This is a genomic window from Embleya australiensis (assembly GCF_051903075.1).
Lineage (GTDB): Bacteria > Actinomycetota > Actinomycetes > Streptomycetales > Streptomycetaceae > Embleya.
The window spans coordinates 3,627,501-3,645,714 of sequence record NZ_CP182422.1; the positions used below are offsets into that span (position 1 = coordinate 3,627,501).

Consider the following 18,214-nt stretch of genomic DNA (forward strand, 5'->3'; position numbering starts at 1 on the left):
CCCACCGTCTAATCGGTGGCAATTCGCGTTCCGGCAATCTGCGGGGACACCCGAGCACAGAACTACGCGTGTGATGCGCAGGGCGCAGCACACTTCGTTCGAATGATCGGATTCGCCGCCCCGGGACCAGCCAGCGCAAGCACCTAGGCTCGTGTCTGTCTCAGGTCTCCCTGTCGGGCAACTTGGAGGACCCTACCTGTGCCCGGTCCCGACCGCAAACCGGCGCGCACAGGCTCCGTTTCGGGTGTTCGAACGCGAGCAGACTCCCGGCATGGTGACCTCCCGAGCACGACGAGCGAACCCGATCGTGACCGTCATACGCGCCGTGGTCACAGTGATCGTGGTCATCATCGTCCTGCACATCGTTCTGTTCGTCTTCGAGGCCAATCCCGCCAACGACGCGGTGGACACGATCGCCGACTGGTCGGACTGGCTCACCCGCTGGGCGAAGGACTTCTTCACCCCCGACAACCCCAAGGTCCGGGTCACGGTGAACTGCGGTCTCGCCGTTCTCGTGTACCTCGGAGTCGCCGCTCTGCTGGAGCGCCTGGCCCACCGGGTCTGAGCGCCGACACGATCGGCCCGATACTTCCGTACGGTGGCGGCGCGGCACTCGCGATGATGGGTGCGAGAACCGAACCGCACCGCCACCGACCGGAGGGCCCCATGTCGCTGCTCACCCCGGACAGCCTGGGTGACCTCCTGGGCTTGTTCGACTTCGGGAACGGGTGTGTCACCCGTGTCCACATCGAGGATCCGTTCAGTCCGAACGGCGCCACCGCCCGCATCCTGGTCGATGCCCGAGACCGGGAACACGGCTGGCCGTGGATTCCCGTGGAGTTCACTCTTACGGGACTTCGGGACTACCGGGTCGAACACGGCAAGGGTTTCTCCGGAATGCTCTATTTCGACCCGGTGCTCTCGCGATTCACCGACGAGACGTACGGCGATCTGTTCTATCTGGACTTCGATCCGGTCGACGGGCCCGGAGCCTACGAGCCGGTCGACGCGGGCGACGTCGTCGGTCGGTCGCAGTGCTTCTTCGCCGCGGAGAGCTGTTCGTGGCAGGCCCTGCCGCCCGCGGAGAGCCCGCGACTGAAGCTCATCGGTAACGTTTAGACCTGCGAACGTAGGCCGACCTGCCACGGGACCGGGGCACGTGGCGGCTCGATACTGGACCGATGGCAGACAAGCAGCGTCGACGCGGTCGCGCCCCCGAGCCGGTCCGGGCCGAGGTGGCGTCCGGCAGTGTGGAGCTCGAACCCGATCCGGATCGGGCCGGGGCCTGGACGCTGCGGCTGCACGGTTCGCCGCAGTCGCACGTGGATCTGGACGACCCGACCTGGCTGGAGTTCGAATACGTCCGCCGGCTCGGCCACCTGGTCGACCTGATCGCGGACGCCGGCAAACCGCTGCGGGTCCTGCACCTCGGCGGCGGCGGGCTGACCCTGCCCCGCTACGTGGCCGCCACCCGGCCGCGTTCGCGGCAGCAGGTGGTGGAGTTGGACGGGGAGCTCGTCGAGTTCGTCCGGCGCGCGTTGCCGTGGGATCGCACCTGGCAGATCCGGGTGCGCACCGGTGACGCCCGCGAGGTGACCGCCCGGGCGCCGGACGCCGCGTTCGACCTGGCCGTGGTGGACGTGTTCGCCGACTCGCGCGTGCCCGCGCATCTGACCTCGGCCGAGTTCGTCGGCGAGGTGGCCCGGACGTTGGCCCCCGGCGGGGTGTACGCGGTGAATCTGGCCGACGGCGGGCCGCTTTCCTTCGTTCGCACGCAGGTGGCCACGATCCGGTCGGTCTTCCCGAACCTGCTGCTCGTCGCCGATCCGGCGGTGTTGCGCGGGCGGCGGTTCGGCAATGTCGTGCTGGTCGCCTCGCACGGCGAACTGCCGATCGCCGAGTTGGCCCGGCGTACCGCCGCCGATCCGTTTCCCGGCCGGGTCGAGCACGGTCCGGCGCTGTCCGACTTCACCGGCGGCGCCGCCGTGGTCCACGACACCAGGGCGGTCGCGTCGCCGGCCCCGCCCGCGCGTACGTTCGGCAAGAACTGAGCGGCGGGCCGGCCCCTACCGTCGCCGCCGGCGCTCCTCCACCCGGCCCTTCAACAGGCCGACGACCATGAGCACGACCAGGGTCGCGACCAGCAGCACGACGGTGACCGCGGAGCCGAGGAGCACCTTGCCCCGGTCGGTGAGGGTGAAGATCGACACCGGCAGGGTGCGCCACTCGGCCGGGTAGACCATGATCGTCGCGCCCACCTCGCCCATGGACAGGGCGATCGCCAGGCTGGCCGCCGCGGTGATCGAGGGCAGCAACATCGGCAGTCGCACCCGCAGCAGCACCCGGGCCGGACTCGCCCCGAGCGACGCGGCGACCTCGGCGAAGGCCGCGTCGGTACGGTCCAGGCCCGCCGACACCGTCGAGTAGGCGAAGGTCACCACGAGCACCGCGTGCGCCGCGATGACGATCCACTTCGTGCCGTTGAGCAGGATCGGACCGTCGCTGAAGGCCACCAGCATGCCGAGGCCCACCACCACCGAGGGCACCGCGACCGGCAGGTGGAACACCGCGTCGGTGAGCCGGCGTATGAAGCGCGGCGCACCGCGCGCGGCGATCGCCGCCCACGTGCCGACCACGATCGCGATCAGCGAGGCGCCGAGCGCGGTCTCGATGCTCACCACGAGGCTGTCGTAGTTGGTGCCCGCGGTGGCCTCGCGGATGTTCTCGCTCGTCCAGGACGCCGGCAGCACGCTGTTCCAGTCGCCGGCGAAGGCGGCGATGCCCAGGATCGCCAGCGGGGCGAGCACGAGGGGGGCGAAGACGAGTGCGAACAGCGCCCAGACGAGGGCGCGTCCGCTACGCGACCAGACCAGCACGGCCGGCTCCTGTCCGGGAGAAGACGAATCGGTACACGGTGTAGAGCGTCAACGACAGCGCGACCTCGACCACCGCGACCACACACGCGCCCGGGTAGTCGAAGGTGACCGCGCCCTTGGCGTGCACCAGCATCGGCAGCGTGGTGACGTCCTTGGCACCGATGAACAGCACGATCCCGAACTCGTTGAGGGTGAGCAGCAGGGTCAGGCTGCCGCCGGCCGCGAGCGCGGGCCAGGCCTCGGGCAGCAGCACCTGCCGGATCACCCGCAGCGGGCCCGCGCCGAGCGAGGCCGCGACGTCGAGGCGCTCCCGGGGCACCAGCGCGAAGGCCGCGAGCAGCGGGCGCATCACGAACGGGGTGTAGAAGGTGATCTCGGCCAGCACCACGCACCACGGCGAGTACAGGAAGCCGACCAGTGGCTCGCCCAGGCCGAGCTTGTCCGCCGCCGCGTTGACCACGCCCGCCGTGCCGTACAGGAAGGTGAAGGCCAGCGCGATCAGGAAGGACGGGAAGGCCAGCACGGTATCCACGATCCTGCTCACCGCGCGCGAGCCGGGAAAGGGTACGAAGGACAACACCAGGGCCAGGAAGAAGCCCACCACCAGGCAGCCGAGCGTGGACAACACGGCGATCTTGACCGTGTTCCACAGCGCGTCGCCGAACGAGGGTGAGTTCAGTACGTCGCGCCACACGTCGAGGCCGACGTTCTCGTTCTTGTCGACGAAGGACTGCTTGACCACGAGCGCGAGCGGATAGAGGAAGAACCCGGCGGCGAGCACGAGCGGCGGGAGCACCCACAACGCGCGAGTCGCACCACCGCGGCCCCGCCGCTCGCGGACCGGGGCCGGGGCCGGCTTCGTCGCGATCGGCGGCTCGGTCAGCGTCGCGGTCATCCGCCCGCTCCCGCCGGGACCAGCACGCACGGCTCGGCGGGCAGCGCGACGCCCAACCGCTCGCCGAGCGCGGGCACCGCGGCCAGGTCGGTGACGTCGATCCGGATCTCCCGCTCGGCGTCGCCTTCCAACACGCAGGTCAGCCGGTAGTCGGCGCCGCGCCACTGGGTCGCGACAAGTCGCGCGGGCAGCGTGTCCGCCCGGTCGGCCTCGGTCACCCCCAGGGTGTGCGGGCGGGCCACGAGCAGCGCCCGCGCGCCCTCGGCGAACGCCCCGGTCGGGTCGGCCGCGACGGTCAGCCCGCCCACCGCCACCCGCACCGCGTCGTCCCCGGCCGTGCAATCCGCCAGCACCCGCGCGTCGAGCAGGTTGGCCGCGCCCAGGAAGGACGCGGTGAACTCGCTCGGCGGCCGGCGGTACAGCCGATCCGTCGCGTCGAGGTCGACCAGGCGCGCGTCCCGCATCACCGCGATCCGGTCGGCGAGCGCCAGCGCCTCGGTCTGGTCGTGCGTCACGTACATGATCGCCACGTCGGGCAACTCGCCGCGCAGCCGCTGCAGTTCGCCGAGCAGGTCGGCGCGCAGCGTGGCGTCGAGCGCGGACAGCGGCTCGTCGAGCAGCAGTACGGGCGGCCGGATGGCCAACGCCCGTGCGATCGCCACCCGTTGCTGCTGCCCGCCGGACAACTCGCGGGGATAGCGCCGGGCGTAGCCGGCCATCCCCACCATGTCCAGCGCCTCGGTGACCCGGCGGCCCACCTCGGCGCGCGAGACCCGGCGGGCCCTGAGCCCGAACGCCACGTTGTCGGCGACGCGCATGTGCGGGAACAGCGCGTAGTTCTGCACCACGACGCCGATGCCGCGTTTGTTCGGCGGCTCGTACGTGACGTCGCGGCCGGCCAGGGTGATCCGGCCCGAGGCGGGCCGGAGGAAACCCGCGACCGCCTTGAGCGCGGTGGACTTGCCCGAGCCCGACGGCCCGAGCAGGGCCACCGTCTCGCCTCGGGCGACCTCCAGGCTCAGCCCCTCCAGGGCCGTGACGGATCCGTAACGGACCGTCAGATCCTGGATGCCGATCGCCGATTCGGTCGGCGCGGCACTCGCGACGGGGGACGCGGTGCGCTCGATGGCTGGTGCGGTCATGCGGGTTCCCTCCCTGTCCGCGGTTGATTCCGGACGTGTGCGCCGGCGGTTCAGCGACCGACGGCCTTGTTGTAGGCGGCCAGGTCGGCGTCCAGGTCCTTGAGGACGGTGTCCCACTCCGGCGCCCAGATCTCCACGCCCTCCAGGGCCTTGGTGATCTCGGCGGCGTTCGCGTCGGTCGGCTTGACGTCCTCGCGGACCGGGAGGCCGAGCGCGTCGGCGGAGACCGAGGTCTGCGCCTCGGTGGAGAGCAGGTAGTCCATCAGCTTGCGGCCGTTGTCGGCGTGCGGGGCGCCCGAGGACAGGCTCATGAAGTAGGGCAGCGCGAACGTCGAGGGCTTGCCCGCGTCGTCGGCCGGGAACCAGACCCTGAAGTTGGACTTGTCGTTGTGGATCGACGCCAGGTTCATCTGCAAGTCGCCGTTGGCCACGCTGAGTTCGCCCTTGCCGACCTTGGGCTGGAGCTTGCCGGTGGACGAGGACGGGCCGACGTTGTTGGATTCGAGCCGCTTGAGGTAGTCGAGCGCGCCCTGCTTGCCGTACAGGTGCTGGAGCTGGATCAGTACGGCGGTGCCGTCGCCGGCCTGGCCGGGCGTGGAGTACTGGAGCTTGGACTTGAACCGGCCGTCGGTCAGCTCCGCCCACTTGGTCGGCGCGGGCTTGGCGGTGTCCGGGTTGTAGATCCAGGAGGCGTAGTTGTTCACCACGGCGGTGAACCGGCCCTGGGCGTCCTTGCCGGTGGCCGGCACCTTGTCGGAGCCGGCCGGGGTGTAGGCGGTGAGCAGGTTGGCCTGGGCGGCGCGCTGGATGAACGGCGGCAGCGTGATCGCCACGTCGGCCTGCGGGTTGCCCTTCTCCTTCTCCATCCGCGTGACCACCTCGCCGGAGCCGGACTCGACCAGGTTGACCTTGACCCCGGTCTTCTTCTCGAAGTCCGCGAAACGCTTGGTGTACCAGTCGGCGAGGCCGTCCACCGAGTAGACGGTGACGCTGCCGGAGCCCTTGGCGGGCGCGCCGCCGGGGGCGGCGTTGGCGGCCGGCTTGGTGTCGTCCGAGCCGCTCCCGCCGGTCCCGCCGCAGGCGCTCGCGCCGAGCACGACCACGGTGGCGGCGGCGGTGAGGCCGAGGATGCGTCGCATGGGGAATCGCCCTTTCGAGACGTCGAATCAGCCCTGGAGCAGGGCGGGAAGATCGCGGATGGAGCCGAGTACGTGGGTGGCGCCGGCCGCTTCGAGCGCGGCGCGGTCGTGTGCGCCGGTGAGCACGCCGGCGGCGATGGAGGCACCGGAGCGCAGTCCGGTGAGTACGTCGAACGCGGTATCGCCGACCACGGCGACCGCGCGCAGGTCGTCCACGCCCAGGCGCAGCACCGCGGTGAGCACCATGTCGGGGTGGGGTCGCCCGCGGCCGGCCTCGGCCGGGCACAGGGTGAGGTCGGCGAGGTCGGCCCAGCCGAGCGCGGCCAGGATCGCGTCCTGGGTGGGGCGGCCGAAGCCCGTGGTCAGCGCGACCTTGACGCCGGCCGCGCGCAGGGCGCGGATGGTGTCCTCGGCGCCCTCGATCGGCGCGCAGCGGCCCTCGGCGACCAGGTCGGCGTAGGCGCCCTCGAATGCGAGGTTGGCCGCCCGGGCGCGCTCCTCGTCGCCGTCGAGCAGGGCCCGGAAGACGGTGATCTTGCTTTCGCCCATGGTGTCGTGGACGTAGCCGAGCTTGCGCTCGAAGTCGGCCGTGCCGGGCTCGACGCCGACCGCGCCGATCGCCCGGGTGAACGCCTCGACCACGAGGCCGTCGTCCGCGACGGTGGTGCCGGCCATGTCCAGGACGGCGAGCTGATAGTTCGTCATGAGTGGTGCTCCGGGGGGCTTTGGACGACGAGTGGGGCGGGAAGGGGCGGCCGGGTCACAGGCCGACGGTGTCGGCGGTGCGTTCCGCGATCGCGGGCGAGCAGGTCATCCCGCGCCCGCCGGGGCCGGTCACCAGCCAGGTGCCGGGGGCGACCTGTTCGCGGTGCACGACACGGGTGGTGTCGACGGTTTGCGCGTACACCCCGGCCCAGCGGCGGCGCACGGCCGGCAGCGGTCGGCCGAGCAGGGCCTCGGCCACCTCGACCAGGTGCGTGTAGGGCGCGGAGTCGACGTCGAAGGTGAACGGCTCGTCGTACTCGTGGGTGTCGCCGATGGTCAGCCCGCCGTCGAGGCGCTGGACCATCAGCAGCTGCATGCGGTGCTCGGTGGGCACCGGCGCCTGCGGGCGGGCGGCGCGCAGCGCCTCGAGGGCGGTGCCGGCGTAGGCCGGGTAGTAGCGGAAGCTGTCGCCGTCGGCGACCGAGGTGGTCAGCGCCTCGTCGAGCGGGTCGGTCTGCATCATCTGCAGGCGCACCCGGCGCACCGGCAGTTCCGGGGCCAGCTCGCGGACCAGGCCGCTCAGCCACGCGCCGGTGCACAGCACCACCACGTCGCCCTCGTGCGTCTGCCCGTGGTCGTCGCGGATCCCGGTGCCGGCGGGGAGCAGGTCGCGCACCTCACGGCCGGGCAGCCAGGTGTACCGGCCGGATTCGGCCATCCGGCCGCGCAGCGCGGGCAGCGCGACGCGGGACTCGACCGCGCCGTCGCGCTCGCACCACAGCGCGGCGTCGAAGGCACCGCGCAGGGCCGGGTTGTGGCCGCGCGCCTCCTCCGGGGTGAGCAGCTTCAGCCCGCGTTCGGCGGCGTCCGGCAGGGCGAGCGCCGCCTCGGCGACCGCGACCTCCTCGGCGCCGCGGCACACGGTGAGCGAGCCGTTGGGGCGAAAGCCGATGCCGGGAACGTCGGCGCCGACGCGCTCCCACATCTCGCGAGCCCGCAGCGCGGTGTCGAGTTCGTCGCCGCCGGCGCGGCCACCGATCCACACCAGGCCGAAGTTGCGCACCGACGCACCGCGCGCCTCGCGCTCGCGCTCGATGTGCACGACCTCGTGGCCTCGCTCGATGGCCTGCCAGGCGTGCATGGTGCCCAGCACGCCACCTCCGACGACAATGACTCGCACCGGCTTCCTCCGCGTTCTCGGGGGCGAATGCGACCAGCTTGGGAGTGGTCGATGCCGAGCACACGGAGGCGGTATGTCGTCCGGATGAACAGTCCGTTAAGGTCCGAACCTGTTACCTTGTCGTTATCAAAGGCGGCCGGTCAGGCCCGCATGCGTGTCGCGAATCCCATCCGATCACCACGAAACAGCGCCCGCACCCGCTCGATGGGCACCCCCTGCGGGTCGTAGGAGGTGCGCATGACCAGCAACATCGGCAGCGCCGGGTTGGTCTCCAGGAGCAGCGCCTCGCGCGGTGCGGCCAAGACGGTCTCCACCGTCTCGTGCATCTCCGCGAAGACCACGCCCAGGTCGTCCTGCAGGCACTTGTACAACGACCCCTCCGGGCGCAGCACGTCCAGGATCGTGGGGAACCGGTCCAGCGGCAGGTAGGTGCTCTCCAGGCCGATCGGCTCGTCGTCGGCGAGCAGCACCCGCTCCACGTGCACGGTCAGGTCGCCGGCCCGGATCCGCAGCCGTTCGGCCAGGTCGGGCTTGGCGACGTGGTGTTCGAGGGTGACCACACGTCGGCTGGGGGTCAGCCCCATCGAGCGCACCGCCTCGGTGTAGCTGCCCATGCTCACCGGCTGCATCAGCTTCGGCGGCGCGACGTAGGTGCCGCGCCCTCGCGCCGAGCGCAGTCGGCCCTCCATCACCAACTCGCCGATCGCGGCACGCAGCGTGGAGCGGGCGACGCCGTAGTCGGCGGCGAGTTCGCGTTCGGAGGGCAGCAGGGCGTCCTCGCCCAACTCGTCCATGAGTTGGAGCAGGCGCATCTTCACCGTGTGCGACTTGGGCACGCGGCCGTGTTCGGGAACGCCGTCGCGATAGGGACGGGCTGTGGAGTCCGGTCTGGGCACGAAGGGAGCCTATTCGGCCGGCGCCGGGTACGTTCGACCCTTCCACGCCGCACCGCGCCCACGCGCGTGCCGCACCGCCGAGTGCACGGTCATCCCCAGGTAGAGCGTGGCCGCCGCCGGCAACAACACCGCCTCCGCCGCGGGCCGTCCGTAATAGCGCACCATCGGCACATAGGTCGCGCTCATCAGCGCCCACACCGCAAGCCCGAGCAGCGCGAGCGGCACATCGCCGCCGAGGAGCCCGGCGACCAGCGCGACCGGCGCGGCCAGATAGACCAGCGCCAGACCCACCACGGTGCCGGCGAGCAGCAGCCACGAGTGCCGGAGCTGGGCGAACGCGCTGCGCGCGACCATGTTCCACAGGTCGGCCAGCCCCGGATAGGGCCGCACGCTGTCCACGTGCCGCGCCGGGCCGTCCGCGAGTACCAGCCGGATCCGGCCGCCGGAGCGCTTGAGCGCCGTGCCGAGGGACACGTCGTCGATCACCGCGTCCCGGATCGCCGCCACGCCGCCGGCCCGCTCCAGCGAGGTGCGCCGCACCAGCACACATCCCCCGGCGGCGGCGGCCACCCGGGAGGTCGGCCGGTTCACCCGGCGGAACGGGAAGAGCTTTCCGAAGAAGTACACGAAGGCCGGCACGATCAACTTCTCCCACCGGGTGTGGGTACGCAGCCGGGCCATCACCGACAGCAGGTCGAGCCGGTCCCGCTCGGCCTCGCCGACCAGCCGGGCCAGCGAATCGGGCGCGTGCGCGATGTCCGCGTCGGTGAACAGGATCCAGTCCACCTCGCCGACCGACTCCACGCCGTGCCGCAGCGCCCACAACTTGCCGGTCCAGCCCGAGGGCGGCTCCCCGGGCGAGGTCACGGTCAGCGGCACCCGGGCATCGGCCCCCAGCCGGCGGGCCGCCTCGGCGGTCGTGTCGGTACTGCCGTCGTCGACCAGCACCACCCGCGCCCGGCCGGGGAAGTCCTGCGCGAGCAGCGTGGGCAGGCTCTCCCCGAGCACCGCGGCCTCGTCGCGCGCGGGCACGATCACCGCCACCGAGGCGCTGCCCGAGGGTGGCACGGCGGGCCGCGCCAGGCGCACGTCGGTGCGCCAGAACCAGCCGTGAAACAGCGTCAGATAGACCCAGGCGAGACCGGAAACCGCGGTGATCCACAACAAGACGTCCACATCGGAAGCCTGCCGGCTCCGTCGCGCCACCCGGACGCTCCTTCCGGGTGAAGTCCGCGCGCGAACGGAGTGCTCCGGTCAAGCGGGCGAGCGCCGGGGCCGATATCGGGTAGGGGAGCTGTCTCGACAGTCGAGGAACTACCCATCGGCAGAAGGGCGGTGCCCGTCATGGGCGACGCGACGACGAAAGATCGGGAGCAGATTCACGGAGGCGGGGCGACCCGTTGGCAGGGATTCGAGGTCGGCACCCGGGTACGGGTGCAGGTGGGCCTGAGCACCGGGCACATCGGCGAGGTCTGCGAGGTGTTCGCGGACGCGCACCGGCCGCCGCTGTCCCCGTATCAGTGGTATTCGGTGCGTTTCGCGGACGGCCTGCGCCCGCTGTACCGCCACGACGAGCTGGTCGAGCTTTCGTAGGTCGCCTCCCGCCCGTCCCCCGGCTCCGGCCGGCCCGCCCGCGGTCACCGCGTGCGCCCGCACCCCGACGGCGGGCGCGCGCGGTGCGGCGGGCCGCGCACATACCGCCCGGACGACCCCTCGGCCGCGTGTCCAACGACACCGTCGGTCGGGTCTTGCGCTCGCACGCCCGCCGGGGCAGGGTGCGGGCACGGGATCTGAAAGGGCGTCAGAATGACGATCAAGCTGGGCGTGATGGCGCCCTTCGCGGACGGTCTGATCACCTCCGGCGGCTTCCTGCGCGACTTCGCGGGCACGCTGGAAGAGTGCGGCGTGGAGTCCGTGTGGACCGTCGAACACGTCGTGGTCGCCGAGGACTACGAGCCCCTGTACCCGTATTCGGATTCCGGTCGCACCCCCAGCGCGGCGGGTGTGGTGCCGATGCCCGACCCGCTGGAGACCATCGCCTTCCTCGCGGGCGCCACGCGCACCCTGCGCTTCGGCACCGCGATGGTGGTCGCGCCGCTGCACAGCCCGGTAGTGCTGGCCAAGCGGGCCGCCACCATCGATCGGCACTCGGACGGCCGGTTGTTGCTCGGCCTGGGCATCGGCTGGCAGAAGGAGGAGTACGCCGCGGTCGGCGCGGCGTACTCCGAGCGCGGCGCCCGGCTCGAGGAGTGTGTGGGCGCGATGCGCGCGCTGTGGTCCAACGCGCCGGCCACGTTCCGCGGCAGGTTCACCACGTTCGAGCGGGTGCACTGTCTGCCGCGCCCCGAACGCGGCGCGGTACCGGTGGTGCTGGGTGGCAACAGCGAGCCGGCGGTGCGCCGGGCGGGCCGGATCGGCGACGGCTGGTTCCCGTACACGATCGCCCCCGACGAGTTCGAGGCGCGCGCCGAGTTGCTGCGCGCGAGCATGGCCACGGCCGGTCGGGCTCCGGACGCGGTGGAGATCACCGCGTGGCCCGGTTCGTGCGATCGCGACCTCCAGTACGACCCGAACTGGGTGCGCCGGTTCACCGACGCGGGCGCGAGCCGCCTGGTGTTCGCCCCCAATCCGGCCGAACTGGCCGGGCCGCGGGGGCTGCGGGTGTTGCGCGAGCGGATCGCGCACTACCGCGAGACCGTCGCGGACAAGCTGTGAACACCCCCGCGACGCCCGTCCCACAGACCGTGAGCATCCTCGACCACGTGACCCTGACGAACGATCAGGTCGCCTGGTGGCTGGGCCAGTTCCATGATCGTTATCTGCCGGGCGCGCAACGGCGCGGGATGCGCCTGGAGCGGGTCTGGCGCTCGCCCGCGGGTCGGGACGCGACCACCGTGCACATCCTGTGGATCCTGCCGGGGATCCGCGCGTTCTACGCGATGCGCGGGGCCGCGGCGGCCGATCCGGAGGTGGCGGCGTTCTGGGCGGCCACCGACGGTTACGCGCTGGAGCGGCAGCGGCGGGCGCTGCAACCGGCCGAGGGCGGCTCGGGGGTGTCCGCGTGAGGCGGTGGGTGGTCCGGGCGGACGGACCGCCCGCTCCCGGGTCTTCGGTACCGGCGGCCGAGGATCTGTCGGCGGGGCCGGACCTGCCCGGCAGCGTCGGCGGGCTCGGCTGGTCGTGGGATCTGCGCGCCGACGCCCGGCCCGAACTGCCCGCGTCCGCCGACGCGATCGCCCTGCGGCCGGTGCGCGCCGCTTTCGTGCCGCTGACCGGTCCGCGAATCAAACGCACCCTGCTGCTGACCGTGCGCGCGGGCACTCCCGCCGGCGTGCTCGCGGAGTTCGAGTCGGATCTGATCGCGATGCCGGAGCACATCGGGACCATCCGCTCCTGGGCGCTGTCCCGGGTGGACCCGGTCGGGGGCGGCACCGCGTGGACCCACGCGTGGGAACAGGAGTACGCCACGATCGAGGGGTTGACCGGCGAATACCTGCTGAACCCGTATCACTGGGCGCATGTGGATCGCTGGTTCGACGGCGAGATACCCGGAGCGATCGTGGAACCCGTACTGGCTCACGTCTTCCGCTGGAGCGAATCCCCGGTGCTCACCGACGATCTGCCCGGAGAGTGACCTGACTGGTCGTCAAATCCGGTGTGCGACAAGGGCAACCAACAGGTGGGTCCATTCACGATCGGTGAACCGCAGGACCGCGCAGGCCCGTTGCTTGGAATCGCGCACCGCCACCTCGCTGGGCCGCCGATTCACCACTTCGACGCAGTTTCCCTGCACGCTGCTGTAGGAGCTCCGTCGCCACGTCGGTGCGTAGGTTTCCTGCGACCAGGTCGCCATCGGCCCGTCACCCCTGACTTGTCGAGGTCCCGCCGCCGGGCGACACGAACCCCTCCCCAGGTGGGAGCCGACCTCCATGTGAGGGTCAGGGACATCGCCCGATCGGGTGAACCGTGTACACGCGGACACCGAAGTGGCGGCGAGAGTTGCACCGCCGGGTTTCGTGGAGCATCCTACCGAGCACCCTCACTTTACGCGCTTACAAGATCACTTAAAGCGACGGGACGGGGCGGGGCCGCTTGCGGGGGCAAACGCAGCCCACGCAACAGGAGGTAGCTGCATGACCACCCTGGCCGATCCGGAAGTGGCGGACGAAGCGGACGAGGTCAGCCCGACCATCACGCTGCCGGCGATGCCCGCGTGCGTGTCCGCCGTGCGGGAGCATGTCCGCGTGGCGTTGCGGGTCTGGGATCTCGACTCCTTGTCCGACACCGCCGTACTTCTCGCCTCCGAACTGGCGACCAACGCCGTGCGTCACGCGGGTCTCGGACGCCCGTTCAGCGTCGTGGTCCGCCGAGACCGCGCGCCCGACGGCGCCGCCTGCGTGTGGATCGAGGTGCACGACACGGACGCCCGCACACCCCAGGTGATCGAGGCGGCCGACGACGACACCACGGGCCGCGGCCTGATGCTGGTCGAATCGTTGTCCGACGGCTGGGAATCGGTGCCCGAGCCCGGCGGCAAGTGTGTGCGTTTCCGGCTCGCGATGACGGCCTGACCCGCCGCCGGTCCCGCATCGGCCCCCGCGCCGGCCCCCGCGTCGGCCCGCGCCGCCGGGTCACTCCCCCGGTACGCCCGCCCGGGACGGCGGGACGTGGACCGGCAGTTCGTGCACGTGCGCCCGGCCCGGCGCGAGCGTGTCCACGGCCAGCCGGCCCAGGTGCGGGTGGTGGGTGAAGACCACCACCTGGAACCGGTCGGCCATCGCGTCCAGCACCGCGAGCATCGCCCGGGTGCGGCCGTCGTCGAAGGTCATCGCCACGTCGTCGAGCACGATCGGCATCGCCCGCCCTGCGTCGGCGTAGGCGTCGAGCGAGGCCAGCCGCAGCGCCAGGTAGAGCTGATCGCGGGTGCCCTCGCTCATCTCGTCCACCCCGAGCACGCCGGCCCCCGACCCGGCGCCCGCGCGCCGCGCACGCAACACCGGCGCGCCCTTGCGCCCCTCGGTCTCCACCAGGAGCCGGTCGAAGCGACCCCCGGTGAGCGCGGTGAAGACCTCCTCCGCCCGGGCCAGGACCGGGGCCTGGTTCTCCTTGCGGTAGTCCTCCATGCATCGCAGCAGCACCTCGCGGGCCAGCCGCAGCCGGACGAACTCCTCGGTGTCCTCGGCGATCGCGGCGACCGTGCCCGCCACCTCCTCCTGCGCCCGTGCGGCGGCCACCGACTCGCGCTCCAGGTCGAGCATGCGCTGCCGGCGGCGGCCCAGCGTCTCGCCGGCTTCCGCGTAGGCGGCGTCGGCCTCCTCGACGCGGCGTGCGGAGTCCTCGATCTCCACGTCGAGTTCGTCGGGGGTGTAGCGCGCGGCCTCCTCTTCGACCTCGGGCGACAGCAGCGCGCGGTGCTCGGCCAGCGCGGCTTCGAGGTCGCGCACCCGGGCCGAACGCTCCACCGCGGCGCGCAGGTCGGCGAGGTCGGCGGCACCGGACGCGGCGACCAGCGCGGCGAGTTCGGCCTCGATGTGGGCCACGGCGTCGCGGCCGGCGCGCAACGCCCGGTCCAGATCCGCGATGCGCTCGGCGAGCCCGGTGCGGGCCGCCTCCACGCCGCGCGCCTCGGTCAGCTCGCGGTGCAGGTCGAGGACCGCCGCGAAGGGGGGTCGGCCGGTGGGCTCGCTCGGCGCCGGGCGCCCGCACGCGAGGAACGCCTCGGCCACGCGGGCGCCGAATCCGGCCACCCGGTCGGCCGCGCGGATCCGCCGTCGGTCCGCCTCGTCGGCCCGCCCGACCGCCGCCGCCACCTCGGCCAGCGTGGCCACCGCGGCGGCGATCGTGTCCGGGCCGCCCTCGGGCAGGTCCAGCTCGCTCGCCAGTTCGTGCCGGCGCCGCTCCCAGGCCGCCCGCTCGCCCTCGGCCCGCTCCGACTCGGCGACCGCCTCGGCGAGTTCGGCCTCGGCCTCGCGCACCGCCGCGACCGCCGCCTCCCGCTCGCGCACCGCGTCGGCCAGCGCGTCGCGGCGCGCGTCGGCCTGCGCGATCAACGCGGGCAGCGTGCTCGTCCCGGTGGGCGCGCCGGACTCGGCCAGCGCGGTGCGGAAATCGGCCACCAGCGCGGCGACCCGGGCCCGACCGGCGGCCAGCCGATCGCGCACGCCCCGCGCCTCGACCTCGACCCGGGCCAGTTCGCCGATCGCGTCCAGGACGGCGACGGCGTCGTGCGGGTCGGGGGCGGGCAGGCCGCCGGCCGCCCATGCGCGGGCCCAGTCCGCGTCGAGCTCGGCCGCCCGTTCGGTCGCCGCCGCCCGTTGCTCGGCCAGCCGGGCCAGCGTGCGCTCGTCGTGGGCGAGGTCGGCCTCCAGGCGGCCGCGCCGCACCGCTTCCTCGGCCCGTCGCGCGATGTGTTCGGCGATCTCGTCCGCCGCGGCCACGGCCCGCTCGTAGGCGTCGATCCGGTCGTCGGTCAGCGGCGGGCTCGCGCAGATCAGCGTCCACAGCCGGTCGCGCTCGACCCGGGCCGCCGTCCAGTCGTCGGGGGTGGGCGGCGGGTCGGCCAGGGACGACTCGGCCAGTTCGCGAAGGCGCCGGTCGTGCTCGCCCAGCAGCGCCCGCTCGGCCGCCGCCGTCTCCTCCAACTCGGCCCGGACCCGCAGCAGCCGGCCCAGCCGGTCGGCGACCCACTCGCGCCCCGGCAGCCGCAGCCGCGCCGGGTGCCCGTCGGCGCGCACGTCCAGGTCGACGAGGCCGTGTCGGCCCCGCAGATCGGCCGCTTCGTGGTCGAGTTCGGCCAGCCGACGCTCGTCGCGCGCGACGTCCTCGACCGGATCGCCCGGCACCGACCGCAACAGCGCGCGCAGCACGGCCGGGTCGGCGGGCTCGGGGATCGCCGCACAGGCCGCGCGCGCCGCGTCGAGCCGGGCCCGGCGGTGCGCGACCTGCTCGACGGCGCCGGCGAGTCGGGCCTCGCACACCGTCAGGTCGTCGCGCAGCGCGGTGACCCGCGCGGCCACGCCCGCGGGCAGCTCGTAGGCGGTCGGGTCGTCGAGGGCGCGGTCCGGGCGCACCCGGGCCAGCAGTTCGGCGGCCATGCCCCGGGCCTCGGTGGCCTCGGCGTCGGCGTAGTCGGCCTGTTCGACCGCGTCGCGGATCGCCGCGACGTCGGCGTGCAGCGCGTCCACGGCGGTGCCGGCCGCCAACAGGTCGCGATCCGCCCCCGGTTCGGCCCACTCGGCGCGGGCCCGGCTCGAGTCGCGTTCGACCCGCGCCAGTTCCGCCGCCGCCTCCGCGGCCCGCGCGTCGAGCGCGGCCAGTGTCGCCGCCACGTCGGCGCCCACCGGCGGCCCGCCCGCGCTCGTCTCGGCCAGCGCGGCGTCCAGTTCGGCCCGCTTGGCCAGCACCGGCAGCGCCTGGCGGACCCGGTCGAGGCGTTCGAACCGGACCCGCGCGTCGCTGCGGTCGCGGCCCAGCCGGTCGCGTTCCTCCTCGGCGCGCCGGCTCTCCTTGACCGCCTCGCCGAAGACCGCGGGGGCCAGGCCGTCGTCCTGCACCCGCTTGCGCAGCCGGCCGAGTTCGACCAGTCCCGCGTTGATCCGCTGGTTCTTGCCGCGGATCTTGTACAACTGCGCGGCACGTTCCTCGAGGCGGGTCAGCACCTCGCCGAGCCGGGCCGAGGAGCGCGATTCGAACAGGGCCCGGCCCACGTCGCCCTCGCCGCGCAGCAGTTCGGCCCCGCCCGCGCGCAGCCCGGCGTGGTCGAGCGCGAACACCTGGCGGAAGTCGTCGCGGCCCACGCCCGCCAGCATCCGGGTCAGCTCGGCCTCGGCCAGGACCGAGCCGTCGGCGCGGGTGAGCGGGTCCCGGTCGCGCTTGTGCCGCACCACGTCGAGCACCCGCCCGTGCTCGTCCCGCACCAGCGCGCCGAGCTTGAGGTCGCGCATCGCGTGGACGAAGTCGTACGAGGTCTGTCGGTCCATCCCGTAGAGCAGTTGGTCCAGGGCGTGCCGCACGGTGGACTTGCCGGCCTCGTTCGGACCGCTGATCACGTGCACGCCCGGGGCGCCGAGTTCGATGTGGCGGTCGGTGAAGCAGCCGAACGCGATCAGGTCGAGCCGGTCGATCCTCACGCGTGCTCCCCGTCGGTCCCGGTGACCAGCGCCGTGAGCAGTTCCACGGCCTGATCGAAGATGTCGGCGCGCCAGGCCGCGTCGGCGGGGGCTATGCCCTCCTCGGCGACCTTCGGGTCGAGCGTGCGCATCCCGGGCACGGTCCGGACCAGCTGCTCCAGCGCGGTCGGGTCGGCGCGCAGCGCCCTGGCCGTCCGGGCCAGGTCCTCCACCAGCGTCGGCACCTCGAACCCGGCGTCGGCCAGGTCGGCGTGCCGAGTCTCCAGGCGGATCTTCTCCAGCCACACCCCGGAGAACTCGGCGGCCAGCGCCCGGGTCTCGAACACGAATCGGCGCTCGTCGCGCCACAGCGCCTCGTGCGCGTCGGTGGCGCCGGTGATCCGCACCCGGCCGGCGAGGAGGCGGTCGCCGGCCGCGCCGCGCTGCTCGGCCAGGGCGCGCCGGACCAGGTCGAGTACTTCGTCGACACCGCCGGCGGTCGAGGCGTCGACGTCGAGGCGGGCCCAGCGCACCACATCCAGGTCGCGGTGCTCGACGGCGGCCCGGCCGTGGTCGTCGACGGTGATCAGCGTCGCGCCCTTGGGCCCGGTCTCGCGCGCGTGCCGGCCCTGGATGTTGCCCGGGAAGACGATCCACGGCTCGCGCTCGTGCACCACCTCGCGCGCGTGCACGTGGCCGAGCGCCCAGTAGTCGTAGCCGCGCGAGACCAGGTCGCCGACGCTGCACGGCGCGTAGGTGGCGTGCCCCTCGGCGCCGGTCAACGCGGTGTGCAGCAGGCCGACGTTGAACATCCCACCGCGCGGCGCGGGATAGGCGAGCGCGAGGTTGTCGGTCACGTCCCGCACCGCGAAGCCCTGACCGTGCACGGCCAGGCCCAGGTCCTCGAAGGCGACCGTCTCGGGTCGCGCGGTGGAGAAGCGGTGCACGTTGGCCGGCAGCCGCAGCTCCCGGGTGATCCGGCTGTCGGCGTCGTGGTTGCCCGCGACCAGCAGGACGCGGATGCCCGCCTCCTCCAGGCGGCGCATCTGCACGGCGAAGAACAACCCCGTGTGGTAGTCCTTCCAGTCGCCGTCGTAGATGTCGCCGGCGAGCAGCACCGCGTCGACCGCCTCGGCGAGCGCCAGGTCGACGAGGTTGACCACGGCCCGCCGCGCCGCGCCGCGGATCTGTGCCGCGGGCGCGCCCTCGTAGCCGGAGAGGCCGCGGAGCGGGCTGTCGATGTGCAGGTCGGCGGCGTGCAACAGCTTCATGA

The 18,214-nt window shown here is 73.0% G+C and carries 19 protein-coding genes; 8 read left to right on the forward strand and 11 right to left on the reverse strand.

Going from position 1 to position 18,214, the window contains the following annotated elements:
- Positions 1-307: 307 nt before the first annotated feature.
- From ACMXN5_RS15480 to ACMXN5_RS15490, 3 genes are all read left to right on the forward strand, one after another.
- The gene (locus tag ACMXN5_RS15480) at positions 308-565 is read left to right on the forward strand and encodes a hypothetical protein (RefSeq protein ID WP_439675759.1); all 258 of its coding nucleotides are present in this window, start codon (positions 308-310) and stop codon (positions 563-565) included.
- Positions 566-666: 101 nt separating this feature from the next.
- A complete protein-coding gene (locus tag ACMXN5_RS15485; RefSeq protein ID WP_439675760.1) occupies positions 667-1,119 on the forward strand; it encodes a hypothetical protein in 453 nt (150 codons plus the stop codon).
- Positions 1,120-1,181: 62 nt separating this feature from the next.
- The gene (locus tag ACMXN5_RS15490) at positions 1,182-2,051 is read left to right on the forward strand and encodes a spermidine synthase (RefSeq protein ID WP_439675761.1); all 870 of its coding nucleotides are present in this window, start codon (positions 1,182-1,184) and stop codon (positions 2,049-2,051) included.
- A gap of 15 nt (positions 2,052-2,066) precedes the next feature.
- Here ACMXN5_RS15490 and ACMXN5_RS15495 read toward each other — a convergent pair whose 3' ends face one another.
- From ACMXN5_RS15495 to ACMXN5_RS15530, 8 genes are all read right to left on the reverse strand, one after another.
- Entirely contained in the window at positions 2,067-2,876 is an 810-nt protein-coding gene (locus tag ACMXN5_RS15495; protein ID WP_439675762.1) for an ABC transporter permease, read from the reverse strand.
- On the reverse strand, positions 2,857-3,771 hold the full coding sequence (locus ACMXN5_RS15500) for a 2-aminoethylphosphonate ABC transporter permease subunit (RefSeq protein WP_439675763.1): 915 nt from the start codon (positions 3,769-3,771) through the stop codon (positions 2,857-2,859). The genes ACMXN5_RS15495 and ACMXN5_RS15500 overlap by 20 nt, the downstream gene beginning before the upstream one ends.
- Entirely contained in the window at positions 3,768-4,913 is a 1,146-nt protein-coding gene (locus ACMXN5_RS15505; RefSeq protein ID WP_439675764.1) for an ABC transporter ATP-binding protein, read from the reverse strand. The genes ACMXN5_RS15500 and ACMXN5_RS15505 overlap by 4 nt, the downstream gene beginning before the upstream one ends.
- Before the next feature lie 50 nt (positions 4,914-4,963).
- The gene (locus ACMXN5_RS15510) at positions 4,964-6,052 is read right to left on the reverse strand and encodes a 2-aminoethylphosphonate ABC transporter substrate-binding protein (protein ID WP_439675765.1); all 1,089 of its coding nucleotides are present in this window, start codon (positions 6,050-6,052) and stop codon (positions 4,964-4,966) included.
- A gap of 27 nt (positions 6,053-6,079) precedes the next feature.
- A complete protein-coding gene (locus tag ACMXN5_RS15515; RefSeq protein WP_439675766.1) occupies positions 6,080-6,757 on the reverse strand; it encodes a phosphonatase-like hydrolase in 678 nt (225 codons plus the stop codon).
- A gap of 55 nt (positions 6,758-6,812) precedes the next feature.
- On the reverse strand, positions 6,813-7,937 hold the full coding sequence (locus ACMXN5_RS15520; RefSeq protein WP_439675767.1) for a TIGR03364 family FAD-dependent oxidoreductase: 1,125 nt from the start codon (positions 7,935-7,937) through the stop codon (positions 6,813-6,815).
- A gap of 140 nt (positions 7,938-8,077) precedes the next feature.
- Positions 8,078-8,755 (reverse strand): GntR family transcriptional regulator, encoded by a 678-nt coding sequence (locus ACMXN5_RS15525; protein ID WP_439678015.1) that lies wholly within the window; start codon positions 8,753-8,755, stop codon positions 8,078-8,080.
- Positions 8,756-8,842: 87 nt separating this feature from the next.
- A complete protein-coding gene (locus ACMXN5_RS15530) occupies positions 8,843-10,009 on the reverse strand; it encodes a glycosyltransferase (protein ID WP_439678016.1) in 1,167 nt (388 codons plus the stop codon).
- Positions 10,010-10,177: 168 nt separating this feature from the next.
- Between ACMXN5_RS15530 and ACMXN5_RS15535 the strand changes: the two genes are divergently transcribed.
- From ACMXN5_RS15535 to ACMXN5_RS15550, 4 genes are all read left to right on the forward strand, one after another.
- Complete coding sequence (locus tag ACMXN5_RS15535) at positions 10,178-10,426, forward strand: hypothetical protein (protein WP_439675768.1); 249 nt, start codon at positions 10,178-10,180, stop codon at positions 10,424-10,426.
- A gap of 213 nt (positions 10,427-10,639) precedes the next feature.
- A complete protein-coding gene (locus ACMXN5_RS15540) occupies positions 10,640-11,548 on the forward strand; it encodes a TIGR03619 family F420-dependent LLM class oxidoreductase (protein WP_439675769.1) in 909 nt (302 codons plus the stop codon).
- A gap of 47 nt (positions 11,549-11,595) precedes the next feature.
- Positions 11,596-11,898, forward strand: coding sequence for an NIPSNAP family protein (locus tag ACMXN5_RS15545; RefSeq protein ID WP_380003178.1), 303 nt, complete (start codon positions 11,596-11,598; stop codon positions 11,896-11,898).
- Positions 11,895-12,467 carry a Dabb family protein gene (locus ACMXN5_RS15550; protein ID WP_439675770.1) on the forward strand — a complete coding sequence of 191 codons (573 nt, stop codon included), beginning with the start codon at positions 11,895-11,897 and terminating at the stop codon, positions 12,465-12,467. The genes ACMXN5_RS15545 and ACMXN5_RS15550 overlap by 4 nt, the downstream gene beginning before the upstream one ends.
- Positions 12,468-12,479: 12 nt before the next feature.
- Here the strand turns inward: ACMXN5_RS15550 and ACMXN5_RS15555 are convergent, their stop codons facing one another.
- Positions 12,480-12,764 (reverse strand): DUF397 domain-containing protein, encoded by a 285-nt coding sequence (locus ACMXN5_RS15555; RefSeq protein WP_439675771.1) that lies wholly within the window; start codon positions 12,762-12,764, stop codon positions 12,480-12,482.
- A gap of 202 nt (positions 12,765-12,966) precedes the next feature.
- Between ACMXN5_RS15555 and ACMXN5_RS15560 the strand changes: the two genes are divergently transcribed.
- Complete coding sequence (locus tag ACMXN5_RS15560; protein WP_395800413.1) at positions 12,967-13,404, forward strand: ATP-binding protein; 438 nt, start codon at positions 12,967-12,969, stop codon at positions 13,402-13,404.
- A 60-nt stretch (positions 13,405-13,464) separates the two neighbouring features.
- Here ACMXN5_RS15560 and ACMXN5_RS15565 read toward each other — a convergent pair whose 3' ends face one another.
- Both ACMXN5_RS15565 and ACMXN5_RS15570 read right to left on the reverse strand, forming a co-directional pair.
- Positions 13,465-16,962 (reverse strand): AAA family ATPase, encoded by a 3,498-nt coding sequence (locus ACMXN5_RS15565; protein ID WP_439675772.1) that lies wholly within the window; start codon positions 16,960-16,962, stop codon positions 13,465-13,467.
- Complete coding sequence (locus ACMXN5_RS15570; protein WP_439675773.1) at positions 16,959-18,212, reverse strand: metallophosphoesterase family protein; 1,254 nt, start codon at positions 18,210-18,212, stop codon at positions 16,959-16,961. The genes ACMXN5_RS15565 and ACMXN5_RS15570 overlap by 4 nt, the downstream gene beginning before the upstream one ends.
- Positions 18,213-18,214 lie beyond the last annotated feature (2 nt).

Bases quoted from the DNA above. Each gene is read 5' to 3' on its own strand.
- ACMXN5_RS15485 (WP_439675760.1), top strand. From the start codon at position 667: ATGTCGCTGCTCACCCCGGACAGCCTGGGTGACCTCCTGGGCTTGTTC.
- ACMXN5_RS15490 (WP_439675761.1), top strand. From the start codon at position 1,182: ATGGCAGACAAGCAGCGTCGACGCGGTCGCGCCCCCGAGCCGGTCCGG.
- ACMXN5_RS15500 (WP_439675763.1), bottom strand. From the start codon at position 3,771: ATGACCGCGACGCTGACCGAGCCGCCGATCGCGACGAAGCCGGCCCCG.
- ACMXN5_RS15505 (WP_439675764.1), bottom strand. From the start codon at position 4,913: ATGACCGCACCAGCCATCGAGCGCACCGCGTCCCCCGTCGCGAGTGCC.
- ACMXN5_RS15510 (WP_439675765.1), bottom strand. From the start codon at position 6,052: ATGCGACGCATCCTCGGCCTCACCGCCGCCGCCACCGTGGTCGTGCTC.
- ACMXN5_RS15515 (WP_439675766.1), bottom strand. From the start codon at position 6,757: ATGACGAACTATCAGCTCGCCGTCCTGGACATGGCCGGCACCACCGTC.
- ACMXN5_RS15535 (WP_439675768.1), top strand. From the start codon at position 10,178: ATGGGCGACGCGACGACGAAAGATCGGGAGCAGATTCACGGAGGCGGG.
- ACMXN5_RS15540 (WP_439675769.1), top strand. From the start codon at position 10,640: ATGACGATCAAGCTGGGCGTGATGGCGCCCTTCGCGGACGGTCTGATC.
- ACMXN5_RS15555 (WP_439675771.1), bottom strand. From the start codon at position 12,764: ATGGAGGTCGGCTCCCACCTGGGGAGGGGTTCGTGTCGCCCGGCGGCG.
- ACMXN5_RS15560 (WP_395800413.1), top strand. From the start codon at position 12,967: ATGACCACCCTGGCCGATCCGGAAGTGGCGGACGAAGCGGACGAGGTC.
- ACMXN5_RS15570 (WP_439675773.1), bottom strand. From the start codon at position 18,212: ATGAAGCTGTTGCACGCCGCCGACCTGCACATCGACAGCCCGCTCCGC.